This is a genomic window from Flavobacterium sp. KACC 22758, assembly GCF_028736135.1.
GTDB classification, from domain to species: Bacteria; Bacteroidota; Bacteroidia; order Flavobacteriales; family Flavobacteriaceae; genus Flavobacterium; species Flavobacterium johnsoniae.
In genome coordinates this window covers 1,809,303-1,832,332 of record NZ_CP117878.1, presented here as the reverse complement: position 1 = coordinate 1,832,332, position 23,030 = coordinate 1,809,303, and the positions used below count along the sequence as shown (strand labels likewise).

Here is a 23,030-nt window from a genome sequence, read left to right as displayed (position 1 = left end):
TGCATCACAGAAAACCTTAGAATCTTAGAACCTCAGCCCCTTTTAAAGCACCAGCTCCTCAAACAATCTCTGAATGGTTTTCTCTAAATCCTGACACAATCCCGGATGAGGTCTTGAAGTTTGTATCGCCGAACTTCTGATGGCTGTTAACCAGCGAAAACGCTCCGGAATTTCAAATTCAGCAATTGGACCGCCGTCTTTGGCTCCGTTTGCAATTTTCTCCAATGAGGTTAAATTGCATTCTAATTGTTCGATGTCAAAATCTGAAGAAAGCGCTTGTATTTTTTCTTTATTAAGATGAAAAAGCACTTTAATAAACTTGGCTTTTTTGCAGAATAAAATGATTCCGATATTTAGGAATTCTTCGCGTTCTACCCTTGGCACAACACGAATCACAGCATATTCATATAAGTGGTTATCTTGCATTTTGAGCCTGATTTACAAATATTTCTGAATTCTCTAATCTTGTTTTTAAAAACTGCAGATAAACGTTTCGCAAGCCTTCTGGTGTTTCATCTGCATCTTCCCACTGCAGCCAGTCAAGCGGAATTGTGTTTACAATTTCTTCTAAAATTTCCGGCGTTAAAATGGCTTTAAACTCAGCGTCGACTTCTTTTAAAAGTGAAGCCTGAGGCAGTAAAACGTGATCTTTTATCAAAGCAAACGGACTTTTGGCATGCTGTTCCCAGTTATTCCATGAATGATGAAAATACAAACATGCGCCATGATCGATAAGCCATAATTCTTTATGCCAGATCAGCATATTGGTGTTTTTAAAAGTTCTGTCTACGTTTGTAATATAAGCATCCAGCCAGACAATCTGCGAAGCTAATTTTGCATCGACAGTTGTTACGGCAGGATCAAAAGTTATTGCGCCGGATAAAAAATGAAGCGCAAGATTTAATCCCTGACTTCCCTGCAGTAAGTCCTGAATTTCTTCATCGGCTTCGGTTCTTCCAAAAGCTTCGTCGAGGTTTGCGAATACTAATTCTGGTAATTGTAGTTTTAAAGCTTTTGCAATTTGTCCGCCTACTAATTCGGCTATAAGGGCTTTTACACCGTGACCGGCTCCCCTGAATTTTAATACGTATTTAAAATCGTCATCGGCTTCTGCCAAAGCAGGTAAAGAACCTCCTTCGCGCAGCGGCGTTATATAACGCATGACATTTACTGTTCTAAGATCGAAGTTGTTTTTCATTTTTTAAAGATTCAAAGATGCTAAGGTACTGAGTTGCTAAGTTTCTAATCTTTGATATTACAAACTTACAATTTTTGATTTTTTATTTAACCGCAAAGTTCGCTAAGATTTTATTTAATGAGGATTTTACAAAATCGCAAAGTTCGCAAAGCTATATCTAAAAAAACCTTGCGAACCTTGCGTTCCCGATAGCTATCGGGATTGCGTACTTTGCGGTTAAACCTCTAAACTCAAAAACGCTTTTCCAAGATATTTAATAATTGTAGAAGCCGTAAAAGACTCATAACCAGTTTTGGGTAAAGCCAGATCTGCTGTTAATCCATGAAGATAAACTCCTAGTTTTGAAGCGTATTTAGGTTCATAACCTTGCGCTAAAAGACTGGTGAGGATTCCGGTTAAAACATCGCCGCTTCCTGCAGTTGCGAGTGCGGCGTTTCCGGTTGTATTTACGTAAACCGAAGTTCTGTTTATAATAAATGTCGGCGCGCCTTTCATGACAACAATGATTTTATATTTTTCTGAAAAAGCGATTGTTTTTTGAAATTTTTCGGCTTCAGAATTCCATTTGCCTATCAGGCGTTCTAATTCTTTTGGATGAGGTGTTACTATTGTGTCTTCGGGAACTAATTCTAACCAGGATTGGTTTTCTGCTAAAATATTCAATGCGTCTGCATCTATAACCAATGGCGCTTTGTTGATTCTTAAAAATTCGAATAAAGCTTTTTGTGTTCCGAGTTCCTTTCCTATTCCGGGTCCAATTCCAACAGCCTGAGGCTGTAATGGTAAATGAATACTGGTTATAAAATTGGTGTTTTCGTCTGTCACAGTCATCACTTCTGGAATGGAAATTTGAAGGATTTGATAACCGCATTTTGGTATAAAAGTCGTTACGAGTCCGCAGCCTGATTTTAAGCAGGATTTTGAGGCAAGAACTCCTGCTCCAATTTTGCCATAACTTCCGGCAATAATCACGGCATGTCCTTGAATTCCCTTATGTGTGTGCGGATTTACGGGTTTATAAATCTTTAAAATTTCTTCTTTATTGATTAAAAACGGAGACTTCATTTGATGGCTTTTTATTTTAAACACATAGAATCATAGTTTTTTCTTTGCGGATAAAGGCGTTTCACTTGTTTAATAAACATAGCTAAACTTGAAAAAGTATGACTTTATATATATTAAAGTTACATAAAAAATCGAAAGCATAAACGTTTCTTTCTAACGGTCACCCCTAGCCCTGATAACAGCGGCATCCTTTTTGTTTTTTCTTTAAAAACAAAAAGATATAGCGGATAGCAGGAAATAGCTCCTAATTATTGCGAAATTTATAATTTAAGGCATTCTAATTAGATATTTTTTGAATAGATTTGCAAAACAATTTTATAAAACAACACAATGAAAAATACTGCGCTTACGCACATACATGAGAGTCTGGGAGCGAAAATGCTGCCTTTTGCAGGTTATAACATGCCTATTACATACGAAGGTGTAAATGCTGAACATGAAACGGTTCGTAATGGTGTGGGAGTTTTTGATGTTTCGCACATGGGAGAATTTTTGCTGACTGGTCCAAATGCATTGGCTTTGATTCAAAAAGTAACTTCAAATGATGCTTCGACGTTGACAATTGGAAGAGCGCAATATTCTTGTCTGCCAAATAATGAAGGCGGAATCGTTGACGATTTGATTATTTATAAAATGAAAGAAGAACAGTATTTACTAGTTGTAAATGCTTCGAATATTGAAAAAGACTGGAACTGGATTTCTTCTTATAATGATTTGGGAGTTGAAATGAGAAATCTTTCTGATGACTATTCTTTATTGGCAATTCAGGGACCAAAAGCAGTTGAAGCTATGCAGGCTTTAACCTCTGTAGATTTATCTGCAATTACGTATTACCATTTTGAGGTAGGCGATTTTGCCGGAATCGAACATGTAATTATTTCTGCTACAGGTTATACTGGTTCTGGCGGATTTGAAATTTACTGTAAAAACAACGAAGTAGAACAAATCTGGAATAAAGTTTTTGAAGCTGGAGCTGCTTACGGAATCAAACCTATTGGTCTTGCAGCACGTGACACTTTGCGTCTTGAAATGGGATTCTGTTTATACGGAAATGATATTAACGATACTACTTCTCCACTTGAAGCTGGTCTGGGATGGATTACTAAATTCACCAAAGATTTTACAAACTCTGAAGCTCTTAAAAAACAAAAAGAAGCTGGTGTTGCCAGAAAATTAATTGCTTTTGAAATGCAGGAGCGTGCAGTGCCAAGACACGATTATGAAATTGTTGACGGCGAAGGAAATGTTATTGGAATCGTAACTTCTGGAACTATGTCGCCTTCAATGAATAAAGGAATTGGTTTAGGATATGTAACGGTAGCAAACAGTGCTGTTGACAGCAATATTTTTATTAGAATCAGAAAAAATGATGTTCCTGCAAAAGTGGTAAAATTACCTTTTTACAAGAAATAATTTTTTAAACATATAATTTTTCATAATGCATTACAAGTCAAATTGTAATGCATTTTTTTATGGCAGATTAATTCATTTTAAAGTTAATTCTTTACATATTTCAATCATTAAAGTTTAGATCGAGTATTTATCTGTAAGATTTTTTATAAATAATATAAAATCGTATCAGAAAATAAGCGTAACTTTAATGTACACATTGATGTCAAACTTATGAGAAAATTTTCGCCGCTGTTTTTACTGATTACCTCTTTCCTATTTAGTCAAAATAGCGCGGAGACATGCGAAATACTGAACAAAATAAATGCCGTTATCCAAACTGAACATCTAAGACCAAAACCTGTAGATGACAGCTTGTCTGTTTTTGTTTTTGATAATTTAATCAATGAATTAGATCCTTCCCGAAACATTTTCTTTAAAAGTGAATACGACGAATTAGCTGCTAAATATCGTTTAAATATCGACGATTTAATACTTAAAAACGACTGCAGTTTTTTGACTGATATTACAGCAAAATATGTAAATGGATTAATAAGAACAAAGGAAGTTCTTGAAAAAATTCAATCGACTGCTTTTGATTATACAAAGAAAGATACCATTCGATTTTATAAAAAATCATTCGCTTTTTACCTTAAAAAAGAAGATCTGGAAAAAGTATGGCGTAAAAAACTCCGTTATCAAATTCTGGATGATATAGCCGAAGTGAGTAACAATTTAGATTCCATAAAAACCAACTTTAATTCGATTGAAGCAAAATCCAGAAAACTGATTTTGTCGAACGAAATATGCCGTATAAGCACACTTTTAGAAACCAAAACGAAACAAGATGAAAATCTGTATAATTTCTTTTGTACTTATTTTGATCCGCATACAGCCTATTTTAGCAATGATTCTAAATCGAGTTTTGTAGCCTCATTATCAAAAGAGCATTTATCTTTAGGAATGACCGTTAATTTAAACGAAAAAAATGAAATTATTGTACACGAAATTGATCCAAATGGTCCTGCTTATCAAACAGGATTGATCAAAAAAGGAGATCAGATTATTTCGGTTTCAAATCATAAAGAAACGCTGCAGGTTTCGTGTGCTTCATTAGAATCTATTTCTACAATGATTACGTCTGAAGCCAACAAAAGTCTTACGCTTACGCTGAAAAGAAACTCAGGCAAAAACTTTGACGTGCATATTGAAAAGCAAGTTATGAAAGACGAAGAAAATTCGGTTTTCAGTTTTATAATTGGTAAAGAAAGCAAAATAGGTTACATAAAAATTCCAAGTTTTTATGCTGATTTAGACGGAAACAGCCGCAAAGGCTGTGCCGATGATGTAGCACGCGAAGTTATTAAACTAGAAAGGGATAATATTAAAGGTCTCGTTATTGATTTAATCGATAATGGCGGCGGTTCTATGGAAGAAGCTATAAAACTGGCCGGAATGTTTATTGATTACGGGCCTCTTTCGATAGTTGTTGATCATACTAAGGAAAAATCAGTAATAAACGATCCATACAAAGGACTAATTTACAGAGGTCCAATTGTGGTTTTGGTAAATAGCAACACGGCTTCGGCTAGTGAATTTTTTTCTTCAATAATGCAGGATTACAATAGAGCGCTTTTGCTTGGAAGCAGTACGCTTGGAAAAGCTACCATGCAGACGATTCTTTCACTGGATGAAACTAAAAATACAGATTTCTTAAAAATTACAATTAATAAGTTCTATCGCGTTACCGGAAAAAGCCATCAATATGTTGGCGTTACTCCAGATGTTGTTCTTCCGGAATTTTATGAAGATGTTTATCAAAAAGAAAGTGATTTTCCTACTGCTATTAAAAATGATAGTATTGAATCTGTTCTAAAATACCGCCCTTATGTAAAACGCAGCCTGATTGATAAAATAGCTAAAAACAGTACTTTGAGGTTAGCTGACAATTATTATTTTAATGGAATTAAAAAAATCAACCAAAAAATAGATCAGCTGGTTAATACTCCAAAAGCAGAAATTCCGATGACTTTAGATGCTGTTTTTAAACAGAAAAAAGTCGTGAATTCACTTTGGACTGAGATTAATACTTTTAACGACGAGAATAATCCGCTGGATGTTTACAACTCTTCTGTAAATCAGCTTTTATTAGGCGTTTATCCAAACGACAAAACAATCAACCAATATCAGATGGATAATTTGAAAACAAATCCTTATCTAAACGAAGCCGTAAATATTATTAATGAGTTTAACGGTTTGAAGTAAGCTCTTTTCTCAAATTTCAGGTCTCAAGTTTAATACTGAGACAGCAAACGCGAAATCTGAAACCTAAAACCTGAAACAAATAGAAAAAAACTTAAATTTTGATTTTGGATAAATAAGGAATAACCTTTATTTTTGCAACACAAAACTAAAAATTAGAAATGGGAAGAGCGTTCGAATTTAGAAAAGGAAGAAAAATGAAACGTTGGTCTGCAATGGCCAAAACATTTACCAGAATTGGTAAAGACATCGTTATGGCTGTTAAAGAAGGCGGTCCTAACCCTGACGCCAATTCTAGATTAAGAGCTGTTATACAAAACGCGAAAGCAGCCAACATGCCAAAAGACAATGTTGAGCGTGCAATAAAAAATGCAAGTAACAAAGATACTGCAAACTATAAAGAGATTTTATTTGAAGGATATGCTCCTCATGGAATCGCTATTTTGATCGAAACTGCGTCTGATAATAATAACAGAACAGTAGCAAACATTAGAAGCTATTTTAATAAATGCAACGGTACAATGGGAACTCAGGGTTCTGTTGAATTTATGTTCGACCATACTTGTAATTTCAGAATTGCAAAAGATGGTATCGATGCCGAAGAATTAGAACTTGAATTAATTGATTTTGGTGCCGAGGAAGTTTTTGAAGATGAAGACGGAATCTTGATCTACGCTCCTTTTGGAAGTTTTGGTGCTTTACAAAAAGAATTAGAAAACAGAGGCCTTGAAATTTTATCTTCTGGTTTTGAGCGTATTCCTCAAATCACAAAAGAATTAACAGAAGCTCAAATCGCTGATGTTGAAAAATTAATCGAAAAAATCGAAGAAGATGATGACGTTATGAACGTTTATCATACTATGAAAGAAGAATAACCTTATTCTGAAAATACACTTAAAGCTCTGGATTTTTCTGGAGCTTTTTTGTTTTAGCGTGCTTTAGCTTTTTTAAATCAAATAAAAAATTATATTTGCTAATCTCAGCAATAAACTTAATTAAATATAATTTTATGCAAACCTCAAAAATCACAAGATACGCCGTAATATTACTAGTAGTTCTATTTATAGTAATCAGCGTAATCAGCTAGAAAAACAAAAGCCTTCTGAAATTCAGAAGGCTTTTTTATTATACAAAAATTACCAATTACTTTTTTGGAGCACCATTTGTTACTTTAATTAAATAAGTACCTTCTGGTAAATCGGTTATATTAGAAGCGTTGATTCCTGGAATTTGTTTGCCTTGCGAGAAAACCTCAACATTTTTACTCATTTTATAAGATTCAACCGGAGGAGCAGCACTTGAAGACGATGAGGTCTTAGCAGGCAGAATAGTTACTTTTCTTGCAGTAGAAACTGGTGCAGTTTCAGTTGCCACCGGAACCGGCTTTGAACTGTTATACGATTCCATAACCTGTTCATCTGTCATTGCTACAGTATATAATTTTAAATCATCAATATCAGCGTTAATACTTGTCGATGTATTCAGTTTTCCGATATTTAAAATATAACCTTTTGTAGCACGCGAAATTCCTTCAGCAGTTTTTATTAATACTCCGTTACGATATACTTTTGAAACATTTCCGTCATAGGTAATACTATAAAAATACCAAGTATCTTTTGCAAGCGGAACAGAAGCCACAACATTACCTGCATCTCCCCAGCCTATCAGGCTTACATCTGAATTTCCTCCTGCCGCTGTTTGCTGTGACAAACCAAAATACTGTCCGTTTACTGCTGTACCATAACCTAAAACATAATTAGGCAGTGTTATGGCATTAAATTTAACCCAAACAGAAATTGTTCTTGGTTTATTAGCTTGCGGAAGATCACCAACTACAGCCTGAAATGCTTTATTATTTAATCGTAAAGCTCCATTTGCCACACCCAGCCTGTCTGGAGCAAAAGTTGGCGAGCCTAAAAACGAAATAGAATTGTCAGCACTATTTAAATTTCCATTAAAATTAAATTCCTGAACGGGATTCTGAGCATTCACGCTTAAAAAACTCACAAACAAGAAAGTGAGTAATGTTTTTTTCATATGCAAAAAGAGATTATATGGTATATTTTATATGTTTTTCAATAATATAAGTCACAGTAAAAGCCTTCTGCTTCTTAAAATATTAATTATATTTTTACAAATTTTGTTAAAACTATAATTTTAATTCAACATCACCAAGCAATTCTTACACACAAATATAGAATTCTCACAAAAATAAAAACACACCTTTTTCTGAATCATTTTAACGAAGCATGAAGTTATTTGAATACTCAAAAATCAAAAAGCCTCCTGAAATACCAGAAGGCTTTTTTCGTATTCCAAAACCTGATTGCTGCTAAAAAATATAAAAAAACTAACTAACTATTTAAAATTAAAGTAATGCCTTATTTCGAAGTAATTTTCTTGCCTGGTGTATTTGTTATTTTCAACAGATAAGTTCCTTCCGGAAGATCGCTTATAGTAATTGAACTATTATTCCCCAGTACCTTCTGCCCTTGTGAAAACACTTCGATATTTTTTGAACCCGCATTTAAATCAGCAGCTGCAATTATTGAACCTGATCCTGCTGATTTAATATTGGTTTTAGTTTTTGCAATTCTCTTTACTGCTTTGTCCTTAATTGTTGTTTCTGAAATCGTCGAAATTAGTGGTTTTGAGCTATCATAAGACTCCAAAACCTGTTCATCTGTCAAAGCTATATTATAAATCTTTAAATCGTCTATATCAGCATTGATTCCTACCGCTGTATTGATTTCTCCTAATCTAAATATATTTCCGTTTGTAGAACGCTTTGAACCGCTTATATACTTCAACAATTCTCCATTTCTATACATTTTGGAAACAGTTCCATCAAATGTTATCGTGTATTGGTACCAAATTCCTTTTGCTAATGGAATCGAAACAATAACATCATTACTTGCTCCCCATCCTGCCAGACTTAAATCTGAGTTTGATGATGTTGTACCTTGCTGCAATAAGCCAAAATACTGTGCATTATAAGCCGAGCCGTAACCCCAAATATAATTTGCTGAAGCAATATCATTAAACTTAACCCATAGGCTTATTGTTCTTGCTGTATTGGCCTGTGGCAGATTATCTATTACTGCTTCTAATGCTTTATTATTTAATCTTTGAGCTTTTCCTGCATCTCCAGTTCTATCAGCAACAAAATCATTTGTTCCCATGAAAGAAATTGTATTAGAGGTATTATTTAAAGTTCCATTGAAATTAAACTCCTGAATTGGATTTTGAGCATCAACATTCAAATAACTTACAAACAGCAACGAGAGTAGTAATTTTTTCATGATAATAGATTTAAAGGGTTAAAACTAAGTGTGTTAATTTTACACCCGCTAATCTATGTTAATATGCTGTTCGTCGAAAATTTCTTCGTTAAGTAACCTAAAAAATCGTTAAAACAACCAAATTTGATGATTTTGACTTTAAATCAGATTGTTATACTTTAGGATTTTTTATTAAAATTATAATTTTATTTCAACCAAAAACATTATTTCCTACGTATTAATACTGTATTTCTAAAGAAATACTAATATTTAACATTTGCAAAAAACAAGATTTCTCCACAAAAGATACAATTTAGACAATAAAATAAATATGATTAATAAAAAAAACTCCATTCGGCAAGAATGGAGTTTTAAATATATTTAAGATAAATCTTATTTTACAAATTCAATTTTTTGAGCTTCTTCTTCATTAACACTATCAAAGAAACCTTGTTCATTCATCCAGTCGTCGCTGAATACTTTACTCATGTAGCGTGAACCATGATCAGGGAAAATCGCTATAATATTACTGTCTTTTGTAAACTCACCTTCTTCTGCATATTGTTTAATCGCCTGCATTACTGCTCCAGATGTATATCCAACAAATAAACCTTCTTTACGAGTGATTTCTCTTGCTGAGTGTGCACTTTCTTCATCGGTCACTTTCATGAATTTATCGATGATGTCGAAATCTGTAGCTGATGGAATTAAATTTTTACCTAAACCTTCTATACGGTATGGGTAAATTTCTTTGCTGTCAAACTCTCTTGTTTCATGATATTTTTTCAATACTGATCCAAAAGCATCAACACCTAAGATTCTAATATTCGGATTTTGCTCTTTTAAGAATTTTGCAGTTCCTGAAATTGTTCCTCCGGTTCCGCTGCAAGCAATAAGATGTGTAATTTTTCCTTTTGTTTGTTCCCAGATTTCAGGACCTGTAGTGTTGTAGTGAGCATCAATATTTAGCTGGTTGAAATATTGATTAATGTAAACTGAACCTTTTGTTTCCTCGTGTAAACGTTTTGCTACATTATAATAAGATCTTTCATCATCTGCAGAAACGTGGGCCGGACAGACATACACTTTTGCTCCTAAACTTCGCAGCATGTCAATTTTATCCTTAGATGATTTTGAACTTACAGCCAGAATACAATTATACCCTTTTATTATACTTACCATCGCTAAGCTGAAACCTGTATTACCAGATGTTGTCTCAATAATGGTATCGCCTGGTGATAATATTCCTTTTCTTTCGGCTTCTTCAATAATATATAACGCTATTCTATCTTTTGAGGAATGACCTGGATTAAAAGCTTCTACCTTTGCGTAGAAATTTCCTTCTAACTCTTCGGTGATTTTATTTAGTTTAATAAGTGGGGTGTTACCTATTAACTCTAAAACATTATTATAAGCGTTTATTTCTTCTTTCATAAAAAAATAGTTAATCGAAGGCATTTTTAAATAACCTTGATAGGTTGCAAATTTAACAAAAATTTTCTAATTAGCTTTTAATTTTTTCTAAATCTAATAAAAAACTAAATTCTTTTGCTAAGTCTTTTAAAGCCTCAAAACGTCCTGAAGCCCCGCCATGTCCGGCATCCATATTAGTATCTAAAAACAATTGATTATTATTTGTTTTTAAAATTCTCAATTTGGCCACCCATTTAGCTGGCTCCCAATATTGTACCTGCGAATCATGTAATCCTGTGGATACATACATATTAGGATAATTTTGCGCTTTTACATTATCGTAAGGTGAATACGACAACATATAATCATAATACTTTTTATTATTTGGGTTTCCCCATTCGTCATATTCTCCTGTTGTAAGCGGAATACTGTCATCCAGCATTGTTGTAATAACATCTACAAAAGGTACCTGAGCTATAACGCCGTTGTATAATTCTGGTGCTTCATTTACAATAACACCCATTAAAAGTCCTCCTGCAGATCCACCTTCAGCATAAAGATGTTCTGGCGAAGTATATTTCTCGTCTATTACAAATTTAGAGCAATCGATGAAATCTGTAAAGGTATTTTTCTTTTTTAACAGTTTTCCGTCTTCATACCATTGTCTCCCTAAGTCCTCTCCTCCTCTAATATGTGCGATTGCATAAACAAATCCGCGGTCTAACAAAGAAAGTCTTGTTGATGAGAAATATGTATCCATTGTAATTCCGTATGAACCGTAAGCATAAAGAAGTAACGGATTCTTACCGTTTTTCTGCAATCCTTTTCGGTAAATCATCGAAATTGGCACTTTTACGCCATCTCTGGCAGTTGCCCAAACACGTTCTTCTACGTAATTTTCTTTATCAAATTTTCCGCCTAAAACCTGCTGCTCTTTTAAGATCTCTTTGGTTTTAGTTTTCATATTAAAATCAATTACCGAAGAAGGTGTTGCCAGCGATTGATAACTGTAACGCAGAATATCGGTATCAAAATCAATATTTGTAGTAGTGAAAGCACTATAAGTTTCACTTCCAAATGGCAGATAATAATCTGGTTCTTCATTCCAGGGCATAATTCTGATATGGTTTAAACCATTAGAACGCTCTTCTACCACTAAATAGTTTTTAAAGATCTCAATATCTTCTAATAAAACATCTTCTCTATGCGGAATCACATCAACCCAATTTTTTTTGCCTGTTTTATTTTCAGGCGTTTTCATCAGCTTAAAATTGGTCGCTTTGTCTTTATTCGTTAAGATATAAAATGAATCTTCATAATGAGAGATGCTGTATTCTAAACCACGTACACGAGGCTGAAACACTTCAAACTCTCCATCTGGATTATCAGAATTCAGAATTCTATATTCAGTCGTTAAAGTACTTCCTGAACTAATTACAATATATTTTCTTGATTTTTCTTTGTTTACCGAAACATTAAAAGTATCGTCGGTTTCATTATAAACCAAAACGTCCGAAGCTGAATCTGTATTTAATTTATGTCTGAAAATTTTATCAGCTCTTAAAGTAACTTCGTCCTGTTTGGTATAAAAAATAGTGTTGTTATCATTGGCCCAAACAGATCCTCCTGTAGCATTTTCGATTTTATCTGCCAGAATTTCTCCTGTTTCGAGGTTTTTAATTTGAATTGTATAAATTCTTCTTCCTACAATATCGGTTCCAAAACTCGCAAATTTGTTATCCGGACTTATGCTTAAACCTCCTAATTTAAAATACGCGTGGCCTTTTGCTAATTCGTTGCAATTAAAAAGAATTTCTTCATCTGCCGAAAGACTTCCTTTTTTTCTGGCGAAAATAGGGTAATCCTGTCCCGTTTCAAATCGTGTAATGTAGAAATAACCGTTGTAGAAATAAGGAACAGACGAATCGTCTTCTTTAATTCTTCCTTTCATTTCCTCATATAAAGATTCTTGTAAACCTTTTGTATGAGCCGTCGATTTTTGGTAATATTCGTTTTCTTTATTCAGATAATCGATAACTTCTGGATTTTCTCTGTCATTCAGCCAAAAATAATTATCGATTCTTGTTTCTTTATGTTTCTTTAATGATTTTGGAATTTCTTTAGCCTTTGGAGCCAGTATATCGTTCTGCATTGATTTAATTAAGCATTAGGTTTTTAATTCGGAGACGCAAAAATACTACAATCACATATAGAACGAAATTAAATTTTTCATAAAATATTCTATTGTAATCATACAGCAATATACTAATTTTGTATGAAATAATATTAAAATCAACAAAAAATGGATTTAATGGGAATGATGGGTAAACTTAAAGAAACCCAGCAAAAAATTGAAGATACAAAGAAACGCCTTGATACTGTTTTAATTGACGAACAAAGCGCTGACGGATTATTAAAAATTACAGTTACTGCAAATAGAAAAGTAAAATCAATCTCTATCGATGATTCTCTTTTAGAAGATAAAGAACAATTAGAAGATTACTTAGTTGTAACTCTAAACAAAGCAATAGAAAAAGCAACAAGCGTAAACGAAAGAGAACTTGATGCTGTTGCCAGAATGGATATGCCTTCTATTCCTGGAATGGATAATCTTTTTAAATAAGCTTCTAAGCTGCTAAGGTTTTTGCTTTACAAAAAAAGACACACTAATTGTGTGTCTTTTTTTATCCAGTTGTTATGGCTCTTAGAAACTTAGAACCTTAGCAGCTTTATTTAAATCTTCGAAAGCGTATCAACTACATAAGTATGCATTACCTCTTTATAATCCAAATGCGTAACGATTCTAAGTTTATTATGACCTAAAGAGCTTATTAAAATATTTTTTTGTTTTAATTTTTCTATCAAAAGCTGGTCGCTGTAGCCTTCTGCCAATGAAAAAATCAAAATATTAGTTTCAACTGGTTCTACTGAAGCAACCCAGGATTTGGTGCTTAAAATTGCTCCAATTTCTTTTGCTCTGCGATGATCTTCGGCAAGACGTTCTATATTGTTTGCCAAAGCATATAATCCCGCTGCAGCCAAATAACCTACCTGACGCATTCCGCCACCTAATATCTTCCTGATTCTCAACGCCCTATGAATATCAGCTTTACTCCCAAGCAAAACAGAACCAATTGGAGCTCCTAATCCTTTAGATAAACAAACTGAAATAGTATCGAAAATAGCTCCAAATTCCTTTGGGTTTTGCCTTTTAGCAACCAATGCATTCCAAATTCTGGCACCGTCTAAGTGGAACTTTAAATTATTAGCGTCGCAAACTTTTTTAATATCTCTTAAATCCTGCAATTCATAACAAGCGCCGCCCCCTTTGTTTGTTGTATTTTCTACACAAACCAAACTCGTCAGCGGACTATGGTAAAATTCTGGATCGTTTATCGCTGCAGCAACCTGTTTCGCATTTATCATACCTCGGTCTCCATCTAACAAACAGCATGAAACACCGCTGTTAAAAGAAACTCCTCCTCCTTCATAATGAAAAACATGGGCATATTTATCAGCAATTAACTGCTCTCCCGGCTGTGTATGAAGTTTAATTGCAGTTTGATTTGCCATAGTTCCAGACGGAAAAAAAAGTCCAGCTTCCATACCAAAAAACTCGGCTACTCTTGTCTCTAATTCGATAACCGTAGGATCCTGCTTGTATACATCGTCGCCAACGTGAGCGTTAAACATATACTGAAGCATCTCATATGTAGGCTTAGTAATGGTATCGCTGATTAAATTTATTTCCATATAAAACTATATATTTTGGACTGCAAAATTACGTATAACTGTTTGTTAATAATCTCAAGTTTTAATAAATTTTAACTTAGAGATTACATAGAACCAAATTAACGTAATATTTATAAAAAACATATAAAACTAGCATTAATAATTCAAAAATTGATTTCTTATTTTTCTAAACAATTGTTTTTACTAAAAAATTAGTTTTCAAATATCTCCTTTTTTGCACCATAATTTATAGCTGTATTCTAAAAACTAAATCTTATTTTTGTACAACGAAATTAAGCATTGAGTTTTAAAATCTAAACCAATGTAATATCAACAAAAAACATCTAAAACAAGTTATTAATTTATGACAACAGCCGAACAAGTAAAAGGTATTGTGGAGCGCCTTGGTGCGTTGAGGAGGTATCTTTGACGTTGATGCCAAGCTAATCGAAATTGCAAACGAAGAAGAAAAAACTTTTGCTCCTGACTTTTGGAACAATCCTAAAGAAGCAGAAAACATTGTAAAAAATCTTCGAAACAAGAAAAAATGGATTGAAGATTATGATAAAGCCGTATCTCTAACAGATGAATTACAGCTTGCTTATGATTTTTATAAAGAAGGTGAACTTTCTACAGAAGAATTAGACGAACAGTACAATGTAACTCAGTCTCATATAGAAAACATCGAATTCAAAAACATGCTTTCTGACGAAGGTGACAGTTTAAGTGCAGTAGTTCAAATTACGGCCGGAGCCGGAGGAACAGAAAGTTGTGACTGGGCTGGAATGCTGATGCGTATGTACATGATGTGGGGAGAAAGTTATGGTTACAAAATAAAAGAACTTAACTTTCAGGAAGGTGATGTAGCAGGAATTAAAACGGTAACTTTAGAGTTCGAAGGCGATTATTCTTTTGGTTATTTAAAAGGCGAAAACGGAGTTCACCGTTTGGTTAGAATTTCTCCTTTTGACAGTAATGCTAAACGTCATACTTCGTTTGTGTCTGTATACGTTTATCCACTTGTTGATGACAGTATCGAAATCGACATTAATCCTGCCGATATCGAAATTACAACGTCACGATCAAGTGGTGCCGGAGGACAGAACGTAAATAAAGTTGAAACAAAAGTTCAATTAGTACATAAACCAACCGGAATCCAGATTCAGTGTTCTGAGACAAGATCACAGCAGGACAACAGACAGCGTGCTATGCAGATGCTTCGTTCTCAATTGTATGAAATTGAGTTAAAGAAACAACAGGCACAACGCGCCGATATTGAAGCCGGAAAAATGAAAATCGAATGGGGTTCGCAGATTCGTAACTACGTAATGCAGCCTTATAAATTAGTAAAAGACGTTCGTACAGGTTATGAAACCAGCGATGTCGACGGCGTTATGAATGGAAATATAGATGCATTCCTGAAAGCCTATTTAATGATGATGGGACAGAAGGAAGAAGAGTAAACAGTGTTCTGTTTTTTTTAGTATTCAGTCTCAGTTTGCAGTCACAGTAAACTTGAAACCTGAAACCTGAAACTTTAAAACAAAAAAATTATGATAAAATGGGCAGATGTAATTCATTTTACAAATAAAGGAAATCCAACTCCGGATAAAAGAGTAGAGAAAACAGAAGAAGAATGGAAACAGCTTTTAACTCCTGAAGAATATCAGGTAACACGTTTAAAAGGAACCGAAAGATCTTTCAGCTCTGAAATGTGCAGTTTATTTGATCCTGGAATTTACGAATGCAAATGCTGCGGAACTGTTCTTTTTGATGCGAGTGAAAAATTTGAATCAGGAACAGGCTGGCCTTCTTTTACACAGCCAATTAAAGAAAATGCAATTGGTTATCATGCAGACAAATCATACGGCATGATACGTGTTGAAGTTGTCTGTAATGTATGCAACGCGCATTTAGGACACGTATTTCCTGATGGACCTCCTCCAACAGGTTTACGATACTGCATAAATGCCATTTCACTATCAAAAATTAAAGAATAAATTCTACAAGCGATTCCTTCAAAAAAGTGAATCGCTTTATTTTTTAATCTTCACTGAACTAAACAATTAACAAAACAAATGTAAGTCGCTACTTATCAATTAAATTATTTATTTCCTACAGCATCAAAATTAAGACAATTAAGTCAAAAACACAGCTACAGCAATTCCAAACATTAAAAGACTTTCAGTAATTTAATAGTTAAAATGTTAATTTTGTAATATTTAGACTTCTATTTTAAATATTTATTAAGAAACATAAAAAATTTATTAGGTAATTAAAATCTAATTTGTTTTATTTGGCAAAAATTAACCCTAAGTCGATTAAAATTGTCAATGAGATCCTATTCAATTCAAGAAATTAATGAAGTAATTAATGGCGTAATTTACGGCACTACTTCGCAGAACATTACCGCAACTGAGCAATTAGAAAAAGCTACAACTTCAGAGATTTCTTTTATAGGAAATAAAAAATACGAAAAATACTGGTCGACATCAAATGCATCAATTGCAGTTGTAAACGAAGATATTTCGATTGAACCTGGTGAAAATCGTGCTTTTATTAAGGTTAAAAATGCAGATTTGGCGATGTCACAAATCCTTGCTCTTTTTGCCCCTCCTACACCAATATTCCATAACAATATACACAAAACTGCCACTATAGACGAAACAGCTGTAATTGGTGAAGGTGCTAAAATTGGTGCGGGATGTTATATTGGACCTAAAGTTGAAATTGGTGCTAATGCAACAATTTACCCAAACGTTACCATTCTAGACGAATGTACTATTGGAAAAAACACCATTATATGGTCAGGAAGCGTTGTACGTGAGCGTTGTCATATTGGAAGCGATTGTATTATTCACCCAAATGCTACAATTGGAGCCGATGGTTTTGGATTTCGTCCTTGCACTGAAAAAGGTTTAGTAAAAATTCCTCAAATTGGAAATGTAATTATTGGAAACGGAGTTGAAATTGGAGCCAATTCCTGCGTTGACCGTGGAAAATTCAGTTCGACCGTTTTAGGCGACGGCTGTAAAATCGACAATTTAGTACAGATTGGACATAACAGTAAATTAGGCCGATTCTGTATTATGGCAGGAAACAGCGGTTTAGCAGGTTCTGTAACTTTAGGAAACGGAGTTATCATTGGCGGAAGCGCTTCTATAAAAGACCATACCACAATTGGTGACGGAGCTGTAATTGGCGCCGGATCTGGTGTTACTGGAGACGTTCCTGCCGGAAAAACAATGCTGGGTTATCCGGCTGTAGAAGCTCGTGATGCATTAAAACAATGGGCAATGTTAAAACGAATGGTTTGCGCTCCTAAAAAATAATCTGTAATTCTAAATATTTTTAAACACATAGAAACATAAATTTTGTTTTCGCAAAAGGCATTTCATTTGCATTAACAAATATAGGTTATGTGTAAATGATATATCATTTTTTTAATCTTTATTAAGAAAACTAAAAACCTATGTTTCTATGTGTTTAAATTAATTACACACAATCGTTTACATAAAAAAACATCCGCTTCAACGGATGTTTTCTGTTTTTATAAGGCTTCACATTCGAAACCAATTACTTTCATTAAAAAAATTACCTTTTCAATACTATCATCTTTACATTCAAATCGCAGAATATTATCACAATCTTCAAGATCAAAATTCCATTTAGAATTGGGAAATAACCGATTCAGTTTTGGGGTAACTTTCTTTACTTTCGAAATACTGTCAACGTTTGTTTTGAATACAAAAATCATAAATTTTAATGGTTTTGAATTTTACTTAAAATCTTAGAATCGATGTAAAAAGTGCCAAACGGAATTACGCAGGCCAAAAGCACTTTCCAGGTTGTGTCCTTAAATTTCCAGTTCTGTTCTACTCCAACACTTAAAGTGTTAAAAACAAAAAGCAGAAATAAAGCGCCATGAATTGTTCCAACAGGTCTCGTTAAAAATGGCATTTCAAAAACATATTTCATTGGCATTGCAATAAAAAGCAGAATTAAAAGTGACGTTCCTTCAAGGAAACCAATAATTCGTAATCGTCCGGTATTTGTATTGAATAAATTTTTCATAATTATCTAAAATAAGGTCGGCTTGCAAGAGGAGAAAATGGCCACGGAATGGCAATAAAAATAATTATCAAAGCAATTGAAAACCACAAAAACATGGTTCTGAATTTTTGCTCATCAGAAAGTTTTCTTTTGGCTAAAGCCGAGCCAATTGTAATGAAAACTATCGCAGTTAACATTAAAAAGATATGAATAATTCCAAAGAATGAAGCATCCAGATTTAGAAAAGCATCTTTGTAATTTCTCCAGAAATATTTCACAATTGGACTCTGCATATAAACCAAAATTCCAAAAAGAAGCTGGATATGAGCAATTGTTGCTGTCCAGTGCCGTATGAGATTATCTTTTTTGGTAAAAGGAAGTTTTTGAGAATAACCTTTGTAAGCGATATACATAGAATATAATAAGCTTAACAATACGAGCCATCTTATAAAAGAATGGCCTGATAAAAGAGTTTGATACATTGTTTTTTGATTTAGACAATGCAAATATATTCAAAAAACATACTAATTAGTATGTTTTGAAAAATAATTTTATTTCAAACTATTCAAATACCTTTTAAGCTCTTGTAAATAAATAAGATATGCTGAATTATCATTTTGAAGTTTTCCAAAATTTCGTATTCCCCAATAGCCTGAAAGAATAAAAAAAGCTACTTGTTCGCCAATAACATCTTTACGAATCAATCCAGATTGTTTACCTTTTTCAATTGAATCTATAATCGTGGTTTTCCATAAATTGACTAATTCAGTCAAAGCTTCGCTAAACTTAGTATTCCAGGGCGTCATTTCCTGAGTAAGATTTCCAACCGGACAGCCATATTTTACCTGCAAAAATGGATCTTCTAATAACAGGTAAGAAATCATATTATAAAAATCTTCAATTGGATTTTGAGAAACTTCAGTTGGCTTTATAAAATGTTCCTGCATTGTCGGCTTTAAAATTTCTTCTATAATTGCAACTCCCATTTCATCTTTATTTTTAAAATGATAATAAAAAGCTCCTTTTGTAACTTGAGTTGTTGCAATAATTTCATCAACACTAGTGGTTTGATATCCTTTAGTGTATATCAATTCAAATGCTTTATGAAGAATAGTAAGTCGGGTATTGGCAGCTTTAGACATAAAAAAAATACTAATTGGTATGAAAAAGCAAATTAAAGAAAAATAATTGGTGTAATTGATTTAAACACATATAAACAGAAATATAAACTTTTTCTTAATTCACAAAGCAATCGGTTTATTTCAATTGATTTTGTAAATTAGCCAACACTATTTTGTAAAATCAATATTATATCATGGATTTAAACTTCAATAAAAACGAAGATCACAATAAACTCTTACTTTCAGAACTAAAACAAAAATTTGCCAAAGTAAAATTGGGCGGAGGCGAAAAACGAATTGAAAAATTACATGTCGAAGGAAAAATGACGGCTCGTGAACGTATCGATTATTTATTAGATGAAAATTCAAATAGTATTGAAATTGGCGGTTTTGCCGGAGAAGGAATGTACGCTGAACACGGCGGATGTCCGTCTGGAGGAGTTGTAATTAAAATAGGATACATAAAAGGAAAGCAATGCATTGTGGTTGCCAATGATGCGACAGTAAAAGCCGGAGCCTGGTTTCCAATAACAGGAAAAAAGAATCTTCGAGCGCAAGAAATTGCTATCGAAAACAGACTTCCAATTATTTATTTAGTAGACAGCGCCGGAGTTTACCTGCCTATGCAGGATGAAATTTTTCCTGACAAAGAACATTTTGGACGCATTTTTAGAAATAATGCTCAAATGAGCAGTATGGGAATTACACAAATCGCTGCCGTTATGGGAAGCTGTGTTGCCGGAGGTGCTTATCTGCCCATTATGAGCGATGAAGCTTTAATTGTAGATAAAACAGGAAGTATTTTCCTTGCCGGAAGTTATTTGGTTAAAGCAGCAATTGGAGAAACTATCGACAATGAAACTCTGGGCGGCGCAACAACACACTGCGAAATTTCTGGAGTTACAGACTATAAAGCTAAAGATGACAAAGATGCTTTAGATAAAATTAAAAATATCGTAGATAAAATTGGTGATTTTGATAAAGCCGGCTACAGCCGAATCAAAGCTGAAAAACCAGCTTTAGACCAAAATGACATTTACGGAATTTTACCAAAAGCCAGAACAGATCAATACGACATGATGGAAATCATAAAACGTTTGGTTGATAATTCAGAATTTGAAGCCTATAAAGAAGGTTACGGACAATCACTAATAACCGGTTATGCCAGAATAGACGGCTGGGCTGTTGGAATTGTGGCAAACCAGCGAAAAGTGGTAAAAACCAAAAAAGGAGAAATGCAGTTTGGAGGCGTAATTTATTCTGACAGTGCAGATAAAGCAACCCGATTTATTGCAAACTGCAATCAAAAGAAGATTCCGCTGGTATTTTTACAAGATGTTACCGGATTTATGGTAGGTTCAAAATCTGAACATGGCGGCATTATTAAAGATGGTGCTAAAATGGTAAACGCAGTAAGCAATTCTGTTGTACCAAAATTCACAGTAATTGTAGGTAATTCTTATGGCGCAGGAAATTATGCGATGTGCGGAAAAGCCTATGATCCAAGATTAATTTTCGCATGGCCAAGTGCAGAACTTGCTGTTATGGGAGGAACTCAGGCTGCTAAAGTTTTGGCGCAAATTGAAGCTTCTTCGCTTAAAGCCAAAGGCGAAGTTATTGATGAAGCCAAAGAAGCAGAATTATTCAATAAAATAAAAGCACGTTACGACGAGCAGACTTCTCCGTATTACGCAGCTTCAAGATTATGGACAGATGCTATTATCGATCCGCTTGATACCCGCAAATGGATCTCAATGGGAATCGAAGCAGCAAACCACGCTCCTATTCAAAAACCATTTAATTTGGGAGTTATTCAGGTTTAGCAGTTTGAAAATTTTGAAAAGCTGTTAAATAAATATCAAAAAACTTATTTTCAGATACTTAAATTAAATATATCATTAAAAATTAGTAACTTTATATGTAATTTTTAATCACGTAGTATCATGGAAAATGTTAAAAGCTTAAATAAGTGGGCGAATTCGCATACTTATTTACCAGTAGATTTGGTGCGTATTATATTGGGTGTTTTTTTATTTATGAAAGGAATTTCATTTGTAACAAACATTCAGTATTTACATGATTTAATTTCTCCTATAGATCAGTTTGGGGGCGGAATGTTTCTTTTGCATTATATTGCACCGGCCCACATGATTGGAGGCATAATGATTGTATTCGGGCTGCTTACCCGCTGGGCAATTGCAGCTCAATTACCTGTACTATTTGGTGCTGTTCTCGTTAATTTTATGGGACGCATGCACTCTGAAAGTTTAATTCTTGCCATAGTAGTTTTACTGCTTTGCATCTTCTTCTTATTTTACGGAGGAGGAAAACACTCAGCCGACTATTACTTTAAAATGCAGCAATAAATAATTTTATCCTCAGCTATTCTACAAATGTTGAGGATAAAATAATAAAGCTACTTTTAAGAAGTAATTAGCACTTAAAATTTCATTTATTGTGTTTTATGAACTAAATTCGCAGCCATGAATTGGATTCGTAAAACCATATTTTTTGTATCACTTTTGATCATAGGACTTTTTGCTGCTCAGGCAAATGAGTTTCCTGTGCAAAAAAATGAAAGTCAAAAAACGGATACTAATTTCTGCAAGGAAACAGCCGATTCATCAGCATTTATTCAGCCTCAGGGCAGTTATCAATTTGCTGCAAATATTAAAACAGATACAGCCGTTGTCATCAAATGGTTTGATGCGCTGTTAGTTGTTATACCGCCTCATAAAGCAGTTAAATCTGCATTTAACTTTACAAATCAGTTTACTACTCAGAGCAAAAAAATCATGTTATTGCTCTATGCCTTCCATTTTTTCTGGTAAATAAAACTTGAATTTTATTCTGAAGAGCAATTCTTCACAAATAAGTAAACCGTTTTCATCCTGAAAACTGTTTATGATTTCATTTATTTTTCACCAAAAACTTAAATCAAAAATGGAAACAAGTGTAACCATAATTGGTATTGTGATCGCAATCATAGTAGCCATTCCAATGTATTTTTCAGCACGCTCGAGCGCTGCAAACAAATCAAGAATATTAAACATCAAAAAGAAATTCAATCCAAATAATCCGGAGCAATTTGATTTGACTGAATCTCAAAGCAACAAAACACTTACGATCGATCAAAAAAACAGAAAATTCATTTTAATGAATTTCAATCCAAATCAACAGGAATCTACTTATGTAGATTTAAAAAGTGTTTCGTCTTGTAAATTAGTTTTAACTACAGAAGGCAGTTCAGATACAATCGTAAAAATCGATTTTGAATTTCAGGATAAAGAAACTTCTAGAAAAATAATAATTCCATTCTATGATTTTGATGATGACCGCATTAAACAAATAAGCGTGTATCAGGATCATATGTTTGCGAAAAAATGGCTTAAAATCATTCAGGATTCTATTTAATGTTAGTTATTTAATTCAGTAGAAAGAGGCTCTTTATGGGTCTCTTTTTTTTTGTTAATTAATATGATATTTGTCATTTTATACCCCAGTTTCGTGTAGTAA

General features: G+C 33.6%; 23 protein-coding genes. 11 read left to right on the top strand and 12 right to left on the bottom strand.

Annotated features, from left to right (window positions below):
* Positions 1 to 42: 42 nt before the first annotated feature.
* From PQ462_RS07920 to PQ462_RS07910, 3 genes are all read right to left on the bottom strand, one after another.
* The gene (locus tag PQ462_RS07920; protein ID WP_012024631.1) at positions 43 to 426 is read right to left on the bottom strand and encodes a DUF3037 domain-containing protein; all 384 of its coding nucleotides are present in this window, start codon (positions 424 to 426) and stop codon (positions 43 to 45) included.
* Complete coding sequence (locus PQ462_RS07915) at positions 416 to 1,198, bottom strand: HipA family kinase (RefSeq protein WP_012024630.1); 783 nt, start codon at positions 1,196 to 1,198, stop codon at positions 416 to 418. Before PQ462_RS07915 ends, PQ462_RS07920 begins: the two co-directional genes overlap by 11 nt.
* 216 nt (positions 1,199 to 1,414) lie before the next feature.
* A complete protein-coding gene (locus tag PQ462_RS07910) occupies positions 1,415 to 2,263 on the bottom strand; it encodes an NAD(P)H-hydrate dehydratase (protein ID WP_274253021.1) in 849 nt (282 codons plus the stop codon).
* Between the two features lie 330 nt (positions 2,264 to 2,593).
* Here PQ462_RS07910 and gcvT point away from each other — a divergent pair, with 330 nt between their 5' ends.
* The 3 genes from gcvT to PQ462_RS07895 all read left to right on the top strand — a co-directional run bounded on the left by gcvT (position 2,594) and on the right by PQ462_RS07895 (position 6,789).
* Positions 2,594 to 3,676: a glycine cleavage system aminomethyltransferase GcvT gene (gene gcvT / locus PQ462_RS07905; protein ID WP_274253020.1), complete on the top strand. Its 1,083-nt coding sequence runs from the start codon at positions 2,594 to 2,596 to the stop codon at positions 3,674 to 3,676.
* A gap of 210 nt (positions 3,677 to 3,886) precedes the next feature.
* On the top strand, positions 3,887 to 5,917 hold the full coding sequence (locus PQ462_RS07900; RefSeq protein ID WP_274253019.1) for a S41 family peptidase: 2,031 nt from the start codon (positions 3,887 to 3,889) through the stop codon (positions 5,915 to 5,917).
* Positions 5,918 to 6,075: 158 nt separating this feature from the next.
* Complete coding sequence (locus tag PQ462_RS07895) at positions 6,076 to 6,789, top strand: YebC/PmpR family DNA-binding transcriptional regulator (RefSeq protein WP_012024626.1); 714 nt, start codon at positions 6,076 to 6,078, stop codon at positions 6,787 to 6,789.
* Between the two features lie 268 nt (positions 6,790 to 7,057).
* Here the strand turns inward: PQ462_RS07895 and PQ462_RS07890 are convergent, their stop codons facing one another.
* The 4 genes from PQ462_RS07890 to PQ462_RS07875 form a co-directional block, all read right to left on the bottom strand.
* Positions 7,058 to 7,951: a LamG domain-containing protein gene (locus PQ462_RS07890; protein ID WP_274253018.1), complete on the bottom strand. Its 894-nt coding sequence runs from the start codon at positions 7,949 to 7,951 to the stop codon at positions 7,058 to 7,060.
* 344 nt (positions 7,952 to 8,295) lie between these two features.
* Positions 8,296 to 9,216, bottom strand: a complete 921-nt coding sequence (locus PQ462_RS07885) for a LamG domain-containing protein (RefSeq protein ID WP_274253017.1) — start codon at positions 9,214 to 9,216, stop codon at positions 8,296 to 8,298.
* Positions 9,217 to 9,588: 372 nt separating this feature from the next.
* Positions 9,589 to 10,629 carry a PLP-dependent cysteine synthase family protein gene (locus PQ462_RS07880; RefSeq protein WP_012024623.1) on the bottom strand — a complete coding sequence of 347 codons (1,041 nt, stop codon included), beginning with the start codon at positions 10,627 to 10,629 and terminating at the stop codon, positions 9,589 to 9,591.
* A 70-nt stretch (positions 10,630 to 10,699) separates the two neighbouring features.
* On the bottom strand, positions 10,700 to 12,760 hold the full coding sequence (locus tag PQ462_RS07875) for a S9 family peptidase (protein WP_274253016.1): 2,061 nt from the start codon (positions 12,758 to 12,760) through the stop codon (positions 10,700 to 10,702).
* A gap of 150 nt (positions 12,761 to 12,910) precedes the next feature.
* Here PQ462_RS07875 and PQ462_RS07870 point away from each other — a divergent pair, with 150 nt between their 5' ends.
* Positions 12,911 to 13,231 carry a YbaB/EbfC family nucleoid-associated protein gene (locus PQ462_RS07870; RefSeq protein ID WP_121361669.1) on the top strand — a complete coding sequence of 107 codons (321 nt, stop codon included), beginning with the start codon at positions 12,911 to 12,913 and terminating at the stop codon, positions 13,229 to 13,231.
* Between the two features lie 110 nt (positions 13,232 to 13,341).
* On the opposite strand, the gene PQ462_RS07865 is transcribed toward PQ462_RS07870, so the two are convergent.
* A complete protein-coding gene (locus tag PQ462_RS07865) occupies positions 13,342 to 14,361 on the bottom strand; it encodes a threonine aldolase family protein (protein ID WP_274253015.1) in 1,020 nt (339 codons plus the stop codon).
* 343 nt (positions 14,362 to 14,704) lie between these two features.
* On the opposite strand from PQ462_RS07865, the gene prfB reads away from it, so the two are divergent.
* The 3 genes from prfB to lpxD all read left to right on the top strand — a co-directional run bounded on the left by prfB (position 14,705) and on the right by lpxD (position 17,672).
* Positions 14,705 to 15,803 (top strand): peptide chain release factor 2 gene (gene prfB / locus PQ462_RS07860; protein ID WP_121361670.1). Its coding sequence is split into 2 segments (ribosomal slippage): positions 14,705 to 14,767 and positions 14,769 to 15,803, totalling 1,098 coding nucleotides; the frame shifts between segments, so codons are not numbered across the junction.
* Between the two features lie 90 nt (positions 15,804 to 15,893).
* The gene (gene msrB / locus PQ462_RS07855; protein ID WP_274253014.1) at positions 15,894 to 16,340 is read left to right on the top strand and encodes a peptide-methionine (R)-S-oxide reductase MsrB; all 447 of its coding nucleotides are present in this window, start codon (positions 15,894 to 15,896) and stop codon (positions 16,338 to 16,340) included.
* A gap of 333 nt (positions 16,341 to 16,673) precedes the next feature.
* On the top strand, positions 16,674 to 17,672 hold the full coding sequence (gene lpxD, locus PQ462_RS07850) for a UDP-3-O-(3-hydroxymyristoyl)glucosamine N-acyltransferase (RefSeq protein WP_012024617.1): 999 nt from the start codon (positions 16,674 to 16,676) through the stop codon (positions 17,670 to 17,672).
* Positions 17,673 to 17,890: 218 nt separating this feature from the next.
* Here the strand turns inward: lpxD and PQ462_RS07845 are convergent, their stop codons facing one another.
* From PQ462_RS07845 to PQ462_RS07830, 4 genes are all read right to left on the bottom strand, one after another.
* A complete protein-coding gene (locus tag PQ462_RS07845; protein ID WP_073409753.1) occupies positions 17,891 to 18,097 on the bottom strand; it encodes a hypothetical protein in 207 nt (68 codons plus the stop codon).
* 5 nt (positions 18,098 to 18,102) lie between these two features.
* Positions 18,103 to 18,414: a DUF3817 domain-containing protein gene (locus tag PQ462_RS07840; protein ID WP_073409752.1), complete on the bottom strand. Its 312-nt coding sequence runs from the start codon at positions 18,412 to 18,414 to the stop codon at positions 18,103 to 18,105.
* Between the two features lie 2 nt (positions 18,415 to 18,416).
* Positions 18,417 to 18,875, bottom strand: a complete 459-nt coding sequence (locus PQ462_RS07835) for a hypothetical protein (RefSeq protein WP_012024614.1) — start codon at positions 18,873 to 18,875, stop codon at positions 18,417 to 18,419.
* Between the two features lie 69 nt (positions 18,876 to 18,944).
* Positions 18,945 to 19,535 (bottom strand): TetR/AcrR family transcriptional regulator, encoded by a 591-nt coding sequence (locus tag PQ462_RS07830; RefSeq protein WP_274253013.1) that lies wholly within the window; start codon positions 19,533 to 19,535, stop codon positions 18,945 to 18,947.
* Positions 19,536 to 19,708: 173 nt separating this feature from the next.
* On the opposite strand from PQ462_RS07830, the gene PQ462_RS07825 reads away from it, so the two are divergent.
* The 4 genes from PQ462_RS07825 (at position 19,709) to PQ462_RS07810 (ending at position 22,928) form a co-directional block, all read left to right on the top strand.
* The gene (locus tag PQ462_RS07825; protein ID WP_274253011.1) at positions 19,709 to 21,337 is read left to right on the top strand and encodes an acyl-CoA carboxylase subunit beta; all 1,629 of its coding nucleotides are present in this window, start codon (positions 19,709 to 19,711) and stop codon (positions 21,335 to 21,337) included.
* 120 nt (positions 21,338 to 21,457) lie between these two features.
* Positions 21,458 to 21,880, top strand: coding sequence for a DoxX family protein (locus PQ462_RS07820; RefSeq protein ID WP_012024611.1), 423 nt, complete (start codon positions 21,458 to 21,460; stop codon positions 21,878 to 21,880).
* Between the two features lie 117 nt (positions 21,881 to 21,997).
* On the top strand, positions 21,998 to 22,345 hold the full coding sequence (locus tag PQ462_RS07815; protein ID WP_073409750.1) for a hypothetical protein: 348 nt from the start codon (positions 21,998 to 22,000) through the stop codon (positions 22,343 to 22,345).
* A 112-nt stretch (positions 22,346 to 22,457) separates the two neighbouring features.
* Entirely contained in the window at positions 22,458 to 22,928 is a 471-nt protein-coding gene (locus tag PQ462_RS07810; RefSeq protein ID WP_149207899.1) for a hypothetical protein, read from the top strand.
* Positions 22,929 to 23,030: the final 102 nt, after the last annotated feature.